This window comes from Deltaproteobacteria bacterium (genome assembly GCA_011773515.1).
In the GTDB taxonomy this organism is placed as follows: domain Bacteria; phylum Desulfobacterota; class Deferrimicrobia; order J040; family J040; genus WVXK01.
This window is the reverse complement of the sequence record WVXK01000001.1, coordinates 29,946-41,342: the sequence shown is the minus strand read 5'-3', so window position 1 is coordinate 41,342 and position 11,397 is coordinate 29,946. Positions and strand designations below refer to the sequence as shown.

The following is an 11,397-nucleotide window of genomic DNA, read 5'->3' as shown; positions in this document are numbered from 1 at the left end:
CTCATAAAGCTCATGGCCGTGGTGTCCCTCGTGTTCGCGCCGCTTATCGGGAAGTTCTGATAGTGACCGACCATGTGACTGCCCCGGTGTCTTGCCGGGGCGGTTTTTATTCCGGTGGCACAATAAGAACCTGCGGAAGTTCGGGCCGATTCAAGACTACCTCGCACCGAAAAGGCAGGATGCCCGTTCGGCCGTTGGGATGTTACGTCTTGTCCCCCCAAGAGAGGTGACGCGATGCCCGCTTTCGCAGGTCCAAAAGTGATGACTACAATTTTAGTGTAAAATTTTCCTCCCGCTCCTGTCAAACGCTGTTTTCGGGCGAATCGGGACCGTTTGCCCCTCCCCGGTCGTTAAAAAACTTGATTATTTGACCGAATGATGGTAAAAAAACCTTTCGGCCGAGTCTCGTCGGTCTTTTTTTCTGTACGGGGAGTGGAAAGCGGTGGACCTTCACAAAGTGGGGCTTTATGGATAGCGATGGTGATCGCTATATTTCTGTGAAACAGAAGGGGGGTGAGACCTAAGGGCGTCCTGCCGGTATGTCTCTTCGGTGATTTTACCTCCCGGGTTCATAAATAGCAGGGGAGGTGATACCCATGGTAAATGCACTGGGGAGGCATGTTCTGCTCGAGCTTTCGGGTTGCCCTTATGCCCTCCTGAACGATCTTGATTTTATTCGCAACAGCCTCATTAAAGCCGCAGAGAGAGCCAACGTAACCGTCATTTCAGAGAACTTCAGCCGTTTCAACCCCCACGGCATATCCGGTGTCCTGGTCATCGCCGAATCGCACATTTCCATACACACCTGGCCCGAGTACGACTACGCGGCGATCGATATTTTTACCTGTGGGGATACCGCCCTGCCCGACCGGGCCGTTGAGTACCTGATAGAGGCCTTCCGGCCCGGGGAACACAGGAACTACGTGGTCAGCAGGGGGATCATGAGGCAGGATGTTCCCTCGGCACGGTGTGAATTCGAAGAGGGGAGAGACCAGGTTGCCGCATCAACGATATAATCTCTGGACAGTGGATTTCGACACGCCGCACGAGGCCCAGATCCATGCCATCAAAGAGCTTCTCCATTCCCGCAGGACACCCTACCAGAAAATAGATGTGGTCATGACCTATGGCTACGGCAAGGCCCTCATCCTCGACGGAAGGCTTCAGTCGTGCCAGCGGGACGAGTATATCTACCACGAGTCCCTGGCCCATCCCGTCATGCTCTCGGGGCCGGGGTGCGAGAGGGTTCTCATAATCGGGGGCGGTGAGGGGTCGACCCTTCGTGAGGTTCTCCGGTACCCGTCGGTAAAAGAAGCCGTTATGGTGGACATCGACAGGGATGTCGTTGAGGCCTGCAGGGAACATCTCGTCGATTTCCACCGGGGTGCCTTCGACGACCCCCGGGCGACGGTGATCATCGATGACGGCAGGGACTATGTGAAGAATACGGCAGATCGGTTCGACGTGGTGATAATCGACATCTCCGAACCGACGGAGGGGGGGCCCGCATACACCCTCTACACCGTCGAGTTCTACGCGCTCGTGAAGGATGTGCTGAAGGATGGGGGAAGGGTGGTGACGCAGGCCTGTTCCTCTTCGCTGAACGTGGCCGAAACCTTTTCCGTTATATGCAACACGGTGAAAAGGGTGTTCGGGTCGGTCCATCCCTATCACTGTTTCATTCCCTCCTTCGGCTGCACGTGGGGCTTTGCGATGTGGGCCGATGAGGTAAGCGAGATGGTCTCCCTTGACGTCGATGAAAGATTGTCTGAGCGCGGCGTATCGGGGCTCGCCTTTTACGATGGGGTTACGAACAGGTCGCTTTTTTGCCTGCCAAAGGACTTACGGGCTGTCCTTTCCCGGGAGAAGAGGGTCTTTGCCGACGAGAACCCGCCCCGGCTTTTTCGATAGATCGCAGGGAAGGGGTGATATTCAATGATCACGGTCACCAGGGTCTACCTGGTAAGAAACGGCGGGGCCTTGCTCGAGAAGCCCGGCCAGTTCGTGGGACAGCGTGACCTTCCCCTGTCGGAAGAGGGGAAAGAGCGGGTTTTGCAGCTGCTCCAGGTATTCAAGGATGAGCGGGTGGACAAGGTCTACTCTTCGGGGCTTGCGAGGGCGAGAGATTCTGCTGCGGTTTTTTCGGAGTTTTACGGGCACGACGTGCTTCTCCACGAGGGGTTGAACGAGATAAATCTCGGCGAATTCGAGGGGAAAACCTTCGAGGAGATCGTGGAATTTGCTCCTGACCTCGCCAGGCAGATGACGGAGAACCCGGCGGCATTCGCCTATCCCGGCGGTGAATCCTTTTCCGATCTTTGGAAAAGGAGCCACGGGGCCTTCTGGGAAATAGTGACGAGATCGGAGGGGAAAAGGGTCGTGATCTTCTCCCACGGGGGGGTGAACAGGACGGTCCTGGCCTCGCTTCTCGGGATGCCGGTGGAGGGTATTTTCAAGCTGGAGCAGGACCCGGCGGGGGTGAATCTCGTGGAAGTGGTGAACCGGTTTCCCCGGGTCAGATTCTTAAACGTTACGGTGAGGTGAAGGATGAAGAGAAAAGATGGAAGGGGAGCCCTTGACCTGAGGAAGGTTACCTTCAGGAAGGGAATTCAGAAATTTGCGGAGGGGTCCGTTCTCGTGTCCTTCGGAAACACGAAGGTGATCTGCTCTGCCAGCGTGGAGGACAAGGTCCCGCCCTTCCTGCGGGGTACCGGGAGGGGATGGGTGACGGCCGAGTACGCCCTCATGCCGAGATCGACGGAGACCAGGACGACGCGGGATTCGAGAAACGGGCGTATACCGGGAAGGACGCAGGAGATTCAGCGGGTCATCGGAAGGTCGCTCCGGGCTGCCCTGGATTTCGAGGCCCTCGGGGAGAGAACGGTCACGCTGGACTGCGACGTGCTCGAGGCCGATGGCGGGACGAGGACAGCCGCCATAACCGGGGGGTTTGTGGCGCTCTCGCTTGCCCTGAAAAGGCTCAAGAGGAGGAAGGAAATCGAGCGCTTCCCCCTCAAGGACTACATCGCAGCGATCAGCGTGGGCGTTGTGAACGACACGGTGCTGCTCGACCTCGACTTCGAGGAGGATGTGGGCGCAGCGGTCGACGCCAACGTGGTGATGACCGGAAGCGGCAGGTTTGTCGAGATCCAGGGGACGGCCGAACAGGAGCCGTTTACCCACCGGGACCTCTTGCGGATGATCGAAGCGGCAAAGAAGGGCATCGTCGAGCTCGTGGCAATCCAGAAGAGAATCGTGGGGGAACTCGCATAGGCGGGAGAAGGGACGCGTGGCGTGGCGGGGGAGCCATTGGGAAAAGCAGAGGAGTGGAGGGGACAGCCAGATCGGAAAAATAGAGCCGCCGGCCCGGACAGGGTGAGAGCGACGGAAAACGGCAGGTGGAAGCGCGGGGTGCCGGGATGAAGGATATCGTCCTGGGAACGCTCAATCCCGGGAAAACGAGAGAGATGCGCGAAATACTGGAACCCTTCGGCCTGACCATCCTTTCCCTTCGTGATTTTCCCCCGATCCTCCCCCCCGTGGAAGTTGGACATTCCTTCCGGGAGAACGCCGAAATCAAAGCCTCCTGCTATTCGCTGGAGACCGCCCTGCCATGTATCGCTGACGATTCGGGCCTCTCCGTCGATGTGCTCGGGGGGGAGCCGGGGATCTATTCGTCCCGCTATGCCGGGGAGGGGGCATCGGATGAGGACAACATCGAGCGGCTCCTTGAGGTCCTGGCCGGGCATCCCCGGCCGTGGGCCGCGCGGTTCGTCTGCTCTGCCGCCTACGCGGAGGAAGGCAGGGTGGTGGCCGTTTGTGACGGTGTGCTTGCCGGGGAGATCGTACCCGACCGGAGGGGCTCGTCCGGGTTTGGCTACGACCCGGTGTTTCACCTTCCCGAGCGGGGCGTAACCGTTGCCGAGCTCGCCATGGAAGAGAAAAACAGGATTAGCCACCGGAGGAAAGCCATGGAGGGGCTCATGATGCAGTTGAAGGAGAAGAACGTCATAAGATACTGATTGTAATGCGGAGTGCGGAATGCGGAATGCGGGATGTGGAATGTGGAATGAATAACCAGAACAGGAGAAAGCAACACTTGAGGCCGGACTTCTGTCTACAATCGGTTGTTCATAGTTCCTAGTTCCTAGTTGAAACAACCGTGAATCTAAACAATTGCCTGTTTACGGTGAAATACCTTTCTCGGGACTTTGGACGCTTCACCCTAATTATTCTTGAACCCAATAAAAGGGCATACTATTATTACCTAAAAAGTAGAGGGGTTTTGGTCGTCGGGGCGTGGCGCAGTCTGGCAGCGCACTTGCTTTGGGAGCAAGGAGTCGCCGGTTCAAATCCGGCCGCCCCGACCATGCTATAGAATGACAGGGAACTTGCATGCCCCGGGTTTCATGAACGGAAACCTCTCTTTCCCCAAACGAGTTGCCCGCACTGATCGGTATCATTCTCGTGAACGGGGTGAACGAGCAGGGGCGATTTTCGTCAAAAAACCGGTCCTCTTTTCGCCACTGATCAATCTTTGCGGCGCCTCCTTGACTTTTCGGGGACCATGGAGTTTAATACTGACTTTACATTTGTTTACCGGGGTACGCCATGATCGTGAACAGCTCATTTCGGCGCGCGGCTGCGGGAATATCGACCCTGGCCGTCTCCGTCCTGCTCCTTACCGCATCGGTATGGGGTGAGAAGGGGGTGGCCCCCATCGACGTTTCGGGGTCGTGCGTTTCAGAATCGTGCCATGCCGATTTGGGGACGAAAAGGCACGTTCACGAGCCGGCGGCCGATGAGTCCGGCTGCACCGACTGCCACGAGATGGAGAAGGAGGGGGTCCATTCCTTCCGTCTCATTGCCCGGGGGGGAGAGCTCTGCGCCGAATGTCACGAGGGGAAAGCCGACGGAAAATTCGTCCACACCCCCGTTGCCGACGGGGAGTGCACGGAGTGCCACGATCCTCACCAGTCCGACAACCCGAAACAGCTCGTCCTTCCGCCCGGCTCATCGCTCTGCTTCTCCTGCCACGACCAGGAAGACTTCGCCGGCGCCTACACCCATGAACCCGTGAGCGAGGGGGAGTGCCTCGAATGTCACAACCCCCACCGGGCGGATAACCCGAACCAGCTCGTCGATGCCGTCCCGTCCCTCTGTATCGGTTGTCACGGGATCGAGATGGTCGACCAGAAGGGAACCTTCCTGACTTCGGAAAAACGGCTTTTCGAGGGAGGGGAGGCGGTGCTCCACCCGCCTTTTGAAGAAGGCGCCTGCTTTTCCTGCCACCTGCCCCACGCATCGGGTTTTCACCGGCTCTTGAAGAAAAACTATCCCACCATGCTCTACGCGAAATTTTCCGATGACACCTACTCCCTCTGCCTGGGGTGCCACGAGGAGATGGCGGGGGTGCTCAAAGTGCCGCGGACCCTAACCAGGACCCAGTTCAGGAATGGCAACCTGAACCTCCACTACCGCCACGTGAACAAGGAGAAGGGAAGGTCCTGCAAGGTCTGCCACCATCACCACGGGACGAAGGAGGAAAAGCTCATCAGGAGAACCTTTTATTTCGGGACGATGGACCTGGTCGTCGATTTCGAAAAGAGCGAGACGGGCGGCAGCTGTGCCCCCTCCTGTCACGTCCGGGCCCGGTACGACCGCTACGAGCCCGCAGAAAACTCCATGAATACCACCCCCCGGGAGGGCGAGGATGCCACCCCCGAAGAACTGGAAAGAAGCAGGCAGCTCGATGCGCTGGGCAGGGGGGAGGCGGGACAGATCGCGGGTGACAGCCCGGGCAAGTGAGGCAGGCAGGCGCGGTCGACCCGTATGAGCGCCCCTCAGGGCTCTATCTTTATGATTCCCTTCCGGATTGCAAATTTCACGAACTCGGCCCTGCTGTGAAGGTCGAGCTTTTCCGCGATGTTCGACTGGTGGGCGACGACGGTCTTCACGCTGATGTTGAGGATGCTGGCGATCTCCTTGTGGCTGTGCCCCTCGGCGATTATCTTGAGCACCTGCTTTTCCCTGTCCGTCAGCGTGTCGTAGGGGTCCTCCGCGAGCTGCTCCCTCTTGCTCAGGTAATCGTTTATCACCGATGAGGCGATGGAGGAGTAGAGGTAGAACTCCCCCCGCGAAACCGCCCGTATCGCCGACACCAGGTCGGTACCGACGGCGTGTTTCAGTATGTAGCCCGACACCCCCGCCTTTATGAGCCTGCTCACGTACTCCCTGTCGTCGTACTGGCTCAGAACGAGTATCTTGATCCCGGGGTCGACCTTTCTGATTTCGAGGGTGGCCTCGAGCCCGCCCAGGCCGGGCATGGCGATGTCCATCAGTATGATGTCGGGTTTCAGCTCGCCCGCCTTTTCGATCGTCTCTTTCCCGTTCGACGCCTCGCCCAGGACGGTCATGTCGTCGTGCATGTTCAATATCGCCATGATCCCCTCCCTCACCAGGGCATGGTCGTCTGCGATGAGTATGCCGATCTTCTCCATGGCGGTTCTTCTCCGGGACGGGCTCACCGGGCGAGCATTTTTTCCGCCGCCGCTGGCTCGATCCCTGCTTTTCGTAAAGGACGCACGTCCTTAAATCGGCACGCGGAGTTGAATTTTCGTTCCCTCGCCGGGTTTCGAGTAAATGCTCAGCTGTCCGTCAACCAGGGCTATCCTCTCCTGCATGCCGAGCAGGCCAAGCCCGGTGTTTTTGTCCCTCCGTATCGAACTGAGCACCTCCTTTATGTCAAAGCCCTTGCCATCGTCTTCAATATATATCTGAACGAAGGATTTGCCAAACGTGATCGTGACGGCCACATTGCTCGCGTCGGCGTGCTTGGTCACGTTGATGATCGCCTCCTGCACGATGCGGAAGAGGACAAGCTCTATCTTTTCATACTCCAGAACCCGCTCCCGGCCCTCTTCTTCTCCCCTGCTGGTACCCTCTGTTTTCAGCTCGAAGCTGATCCCCTTCTCTCCGAGGTGCTTTTCCAGGACCCATCGGACTGCCGATTCGAGGCCGAGGTCGTCGAGCACGGGCGGCCGGAGGTCTTTTATCATGCTGTGGACCCCCTTGAGCATCGCCAGGCACTGCTCCCGTATGTGGATGAGCTGCTTCATGACGGGACCGCTGTCGCGGGAGATGATGATGATCGAGTCCAGGGCGATGAGAAATGCATTCAGTGCCTGGCTCGTTTCGTCGTGCAGCTCCCGGGCTATCCTCTTGCGCTCCTCTTCCTCGGCGTGGATTATTTCCCGCAGCAGGATGGACAGCTTTTCCCTGCTCTGCTCGAGCTCCCTGGTCCTCTCGGCGACACGCTCTTCGAGCTCGATGTTGTACTTCTGTATGCTGTCCAGGGAATCGGCGAGCTTTTCCCGCATCTCGTCGAAGCTCTCGCCCAGGATGCCGATCTCGTCGTCGCTACCCACCACGATCGGCTCCTCGAGGTTTCCCCTTCCGATCCTCTCCGTTGCCTCGATGAGGGATTGAATCGGCCTGACGATGCTCCGGGAAAGCCCTATTGCAAGCAGCGATGCGGTGACGATGGAGATCAAAAAGAGCACGAAGAAGCCCGTTCGCAGGCTCGTGGAGGGGGAATAGACCGCCTCCTCGGCCTCTCTCACCGATATGCCCCACGGCGCCACGGACAGGGGTGCGAAGGCCAGCATATCCCTCTTTTTGACCAGGGAGGGGCTTCCCTGTCCCTTGCATCGGTGGCAGGCCTGCACGCCCGTTTTCTTTTCCTTGATGAGATCGCACAAAAGGCTGTACTGCTTGTTGCAGGTCAGGATGCGGCGGCGGTCGTTGGACGCGATGATCACGCCGTGGCTGTCTATCATCTCGATGTAGGTCTCTTCCCCCACGGGGATCGACCTGATTATCTGGGCCAGGAGGTAATTCGTGGGGTTGATTTCACCGCCGGCGACCCCCACGACTTTTCCGTCTTTGTTCTTCAGGGGCACGAGGGCAAATATGACGGTCTTGCTCTTTTGCGCTATCGTGTAGACATCCGACACGACCGGTTTGCCCTCCGATATGGTCCTGCCCACGTAGGGGATGCTCAAAAGGTTGACCTGCTCATCCTCCTGGTGGGGGTAGGCGAGGACGACGGTTCCGTATGAATCCATCAGAAATATCCTGTCGGTGAAGATGGAGTATTCGTACGCCGCCTGCAGCGCTTTTTTCTCCGGCTCCCAGTTGCCGTCATGAAAATCTATCCTGCCGGAAAGGGAAATGTCATAGAGCCTCTTTAAGTTGCTTTCCAGCTCGTGGTCCAGATACCTGCTGATGATGTTTGCCAGGGTTATGCGGTTTTTCAGGGACCTCTGGATGCTCGCGTTCACGCTCAGGTAGCTTATTATTCCCAGGCTCGCGATGATGATGAATATTTCCAGTATGACGAGGGATATTATCCTGTTTCTCATGCTTTCGGCCTGCCTTTACCCTGCACAGTCCTCCCGGGCCGGGAGGGACGGTTTGACCTGCAACGAACTTCTCAGCGCAGGGGACGGCTCAGGGCGCTTCCCCCGCGCGAAAGGCAGAGGGCTCATCAGCCCCCACCACCTCCGGGCCTCGGTGGTTGTTTTCCAGAATGGCTTCTATGTCAACCCCTTCGATGCGTGCAAGCTCGAGGGGGTGTTCGCGGATCATCCTGTCCCTGGACAGGTAGCCCGTGAATATGCTCGTGTCCAGGGGGAAGACGTCGGGGGAAAATATCGAGTTGTAGATGTGCCAGACGGCGTTCAAGAGAAATATGAGCGTTGCCTCGTTTGAGTGGAGCGCCTTTGCCGAGGGGATGATCTCCCCGGGAAGGAAGCGGGCAATGAACGTGGGGAACCAGAGTATGAGCCCGGTCAATATCATCAGGAGTCCACCGATGAGTATGGTCCAGTATTCGAACTTTTCCATGTAATCGTAGCGGTCGCACCGGGCCGGGTGGTTTTCCAGGCCGAAGTAATATCTCATGTTTTGCTTTGCATCGGAAAAATCCTTCTTCGTGATGAACATGGTCGGTTGCCACTGCTTGAAGATGACCCCCATCATGGCGATACCCATGTGCGTTATCAGTTCGATCGAGAAGACGAGGCCGGCTATGCGGTGGATCAGCCTCACATTGTCTATCCCCCCCATCTTCAGGATGAACCACTGGGAAATGTTGAGGGTCCAGAACCGCTGTGAGAGCCCCGTGGCAAAAAGAATCAGCGTCGTGATGATGATGAGCAGGTGTTCGACGATGCGGGCATTGCTGAACCGCCTTATCTTTTCCTTTTTCATCCTGCCCTGTATTGGCATGTCGCAACTCTCCTGTTTACCGGTTAACGGCGTACCGCCATATGTGCAGAAGGACCTGGAGCACCAGCCCGACGATCATGAGGGGAATCAATATCTTGTACAGAACGTTGACGATGAATATGAGCGGGAACTTCGACAGGGATGGCTTGTAGTGGAACAGCCACGCTTTCGGGAAGTTCTGCGTTGCGCCGGTGTGGCACTTCTGGCACCTCTTGGTCAGGTTCGCCTTTACGATTGCCGGGTCGGAACTTATGATGCTCTGGATGTTGTGCGTCCCGTGGCAGTCCGTACATACGGCGATCGGCCGTGCGGGCTTGAGTATCTCCTCCCTCTGCTGCTTGTACAGGTTCAGCGTTATGCCGTGAAAGTCTGAGAGATAGGTTTTCACCACGTCCGTCGAGAGGCCGTACTTGCCCATGATCGCGCCGTTTGCGTGGCAGTTGCTGCACATCTCGGGAATGGTTTCGTGGTATTCGAGGGTGAGCGGGTTTTTGATGTCGTGTGCCTTGTGGCAGTCTATGCAGATCGGCACGTCCTGGTTGAGCTCGTTGAAGAGGGCAGCGCCGTGAACGCTCTCTGCGTAGGTCTCGTAGATGTGGGGATGGCACTTCTGGCACCTCTTCGTGGTGAAGGTCCGCCCTTTGATCCCGTGGGATATGTGGGAAATCGCGTGGGAGCCGTGGCAGTCGGTGCAAACGGGCGCCGTGAGGTTTCCCTGGCTGAGCATGTCGTAGTGGACGCTATCAAGCGTCTTGGTGTACTTGTCGAAATGGCACCGCCTGCAGCTTTCCGACGATGCGATCTTGTAATCCCTCAGGGTCTCGAAGTTTCTCTGCGGATGGTCCTCGGCGGAAAACCCGTAGTGGCAGTCGGAACAGCGGAGCTTGCCGTGGGCGGTGGCATCGAGCTGGGATATGTCCACTTTCAGGGGCAGGGTTTCGCCGTTTTTGCAGGTCATATCGAGGTCGAAACCGTGGCAGTTCATGCAGTACTGCCTCTCGCTGGCAAATATCAACCCTCCCGTTGCGGCCTTCGTTGCGTGAGCGTCGTGACATTCGGTGCAGACGGGTGCCTTTCCCTCTTTCTCGCGCTTCAGGAGGCTGGCGTGGATGGTCTTGCTTCTGATCTTGTCCTGCTTGTGGCATCCCCTGCAGGTCATGGACGCCCGGACCCTGTACTGGTCCTTGCTGCGGAATTGCCGTTTCGGGTGGTTTTTCTCGGAAAAATCGCTGTGGCAGGTAGCACAGGTGAGGAAATTGTGAACCGAGGAGCGGTACAGGTCGGCGTCTACGAAGGCGTTGACCGATTCTCCGCTGGAAAAAGTTATCACGATTCCCGGCTTTCCGTGACAGTGGAGGCAGCTCTTGGCCGGATCGCGAAGGGCCATTTCCCTGCCGGAGGAGATTCCCGCTGAAATGGCCACGAGGACGATGACGCCGATGATTAGGAACAGCTGAACGTTGATACCCTTCCCCTTCTCCATCAGACAGGCCCTCCTTGTGCAAAAAGGCGTCGTGGTAGAAAGAGGAAATGCGCTTTGTATTTCTGTCCTGCCCATAACATATCAGAGACACCGTAAAATATTAAGCGTAAAAATCCGGGAGGATGCGTGGCAACGGGCCCCCCTGTCTCTTGCTTTCCTGTCTGAGCCTCGGTTTTCCATTGCATCCTCCGCCGTCGTCTTTAAGCGCGGCAGGCAAATTCATTCGCCGTGTAACCCATATCGCGGGTCCTCCCGGAGAACGGGCATGCGGTTCAGGATCCACCGGAACAGAAGAATGTGGAAGGTGATGATCGTGAGCACGAGAAATCCCTCCTTCCAGGGGGGGATGAGAGAGTGCAGGTGGCCCGGGAGGTTCCAGTTGAAAGCGATCATCGATACGTTGAGCCTGTTCAGGACAATGCCGGCGATGGCGAAGAAAGACGCGAAGCGCACGATCCCGGCACTTTTTTTCTTCACGCCCATGGTGTAGAGGATCCCGGGTAAAAGGACGAAGATCAAGGTCTCCACGAGGAACCAGTAGCCATAGGGGGTTCCCAGGAGGTCCCAGTTGTTGTCGTGGGCCACGCCGATAATCTTCAGGGTGAAGTAGACGAAGATGACGA

11 protein-coding genes and 1 tRNA gene are annotated in these 11,397 nt (G+C 57.4%); 7 read left to right on the top strand and 5 right to left on the bottom strand.

The annotated features are described in order from the left end of the window. The first annotated feature begins 596 nt into the window (after window positions 1-596). From speD to GTN70_00180, 7 genes are all read left to right on the top strand, one after another. Window positions 597-1,016 carry an adenosylmethionine decarboxylase gene (gene speD / locus GTN70_00210; GenBank protein ID NIO15427.1) on the top strand — a complete coding sequence of 140 codons (420 nt, stop codon included), beginning with the start codon at window positions 597-599 and terminating at the stop codon, window positions 1,014-1,016. Beyond that, window positions 997-1,911 (top strand): polyamine aminopropyltransferase, encoded by a 915-nt coding sequence (gene speE, locus GTN70_00205; GenBank protein ID NIO15426.1) that lies wholly within the window; start codon window positions 997-999, stop codon window positions 1,909-1,911. Before speD ends, speE begins: the two co-directional genes overlap by 20 nt. Window positions 1,912-1,935: 24 nt before the next feature. Further along, window positions 1,936-2,544, top strand: a complete 609-nt coding sequence (locus tag GTN70_00200; GenBank protein ID NIO15425.1) for a hypothetical protein — start codon at window positions 1,936-1,938, stop codon at window positions 2,542-2,544. A 3-nt stretch (window positions 2,545-2,547) separates the two neighbouring features. Beyond that, window positions 2,548-3,273, top strand: coding sequence for a ribonuclease PH (gene rph / locus GTN70_00195; protein NIO15424.1), 726 nt, complete (start codon window positions 2,548-2,550; stop codon window positions 3,271-3,273). Between the two features lie 146 nt (window positions 3,274-3,419). Beyond that, window positions 3,420-4,022: an RdgB/HAM1 family non-canonical purine NTP pyrophosphatase gene (gene rdgB / locus GTN70_00190; protein ID NIO15423.1), complete on the top strand. Its 603-nt coding sequence runs from the start codon at window positions 3,420-3,422 to the stop codon at window positions 4,020-4,022. Window positions 4,023-4,293: 271 nt separating this feature from the next. Beyond that, window positions 4,294-4,370 (top strand) — tRNA-Pro (locus GTN70_00185). 241 nt (window positions 4,371-4,611) lie between these two features. Further along, the gene (locus GTN70_00180; protein ID NIO15422.1) at window positions 4,612-5,808 is read left to right on the top strand and encodes a cytochrome C; all 1,197 of its coding nucleotides are present in this window, start codon (window positions 4,612-4,614) and stop codon (window positions 5,806-5,808) included. Between the two features lie 35 nt (window positions 5,809-5,843). Here GTN70_00180 and GTN70_00175 read toward each other — a convergent pair whose 3' ends face one another. The 5 genes from GTN70_00175 to GTN70_00155 all read right to left on the bottom strand — a co-directional run. Further along, window positions 5,844-6,500, bottom strand: a complete 657-nt coding sequence (locus GTN70_00175; protein ID NIO15421.1) for a response regulator — start codon at window positions 6,498-6,500, stop codon at window positions 5,844-5,846. A gap of 90 nt (window positions 6,501-6,590) precedes the next feature. Further along, window positions 6,591-8,423, bottom strand: coding sequence for a HAMP domain-containing protein (locus tag GTN70_00170; protein NIO15420.1), 1,833 nt, complete (start codon window positions 8,421-8,423; stop codon window positions 6,591-6,593). A gap of 88 nt (window positions 8,424-8,511) precedes the next feature. Then, entirely contained in the window at window positions 8,512-9,291 is a 780-nt protein-coding gene (locus GTN70_00165; GenBank protein ID NIO15419.1) for a cytochrome C, read from the bottom strand. Window positions 9,292-9,307: 16 nt separating this feature from the next. Continuing rightward, window positions 9,308-10,774, bottom strand: a complete 1,467-nt coding sequence (locus tag GTN70_00160; GenBank protein NIO15418.1) for a hypothetical protein — start codon at window positions 10,772-10,774, stop codon at window positions 9,308-9,310. A gap of 219 nt (window positions 10,775-10,993) precedes the next feature. Further along, window positions 10,994-11,397 (bottom strand): hypothetical protein (locus GTN70_00155; GenBank protein ID NIO15417.1); only part of this gene is annotated, 404 nt, incomplete at its 5' end.

What these genes read in the sequence shown, in the direction of transcription:
- rdgB (NIO15423.1), top strand. Translation starts at nt 3,420, where the DNA reads ATGAAGGATATCGTCCTGGGAACGCTCAATCCCGGGAAAACGAGAGAG.
- GTN70_00170 (NIO15420.1), bottom strand. Translation starts at nt 8,423, where the DNA reads ATGAGAAACAGGATAATATCCCTCGTCATACTGGAAATATTCATCATC.
- GTN70_00200 (NIO15425.1), top strand. Translation starts at nt 1,936, where the DNA reads ATGATCACGGTCACCAGGGTCTACCTGGTAAGAAACGGCGGGGCCTTG.
- GTN70_00165 (NIO15419.1), bottom strand. Translation starts at nt 9,291, where the DNA reads ATGCCAATACAGGGCAGGATGAAAAAGGAAAAGATAAGGCGGTTCAGC.
- GTN70_00160 (NIO15418.1), bottom strand. Translation starts at nt 10,774, where the DNA reads ATGGAGAAGGGGAAGGGTATCAACGTTCAGCTGTTCCTAATCATCGGC.
- rph (NIO15424.1), top strand. Translation starts at nt 2,548, where the DNA reads ATGAAGAGAAAAGATGGAAGGGGAGCCCTTGACCTGAGGAAGGTTACC.
- speD (NIO15427.1), top strand. Translation starts at nt 597, where the DNA reads ATGGTAAATGCACTGGGGAGGCATGTTCTGCTCGAGCTTTCGGGTTGC.
- GTN70_00175 (NIO15421.1), bottom strand. Translation starts at nt 6,500, where the DNA reads ATGGAGAAGATCGGCATACTCATCGCAGACGACCATGCCCTGGTGAGG.
- GTN70_00180 (NIO15422.1), top strand. Translation starts at nt 4,612, where the DNA reads ATGATCGTGAACAGCTCATTTCGGCGCGCGGCTGCGGGAATATCGACC.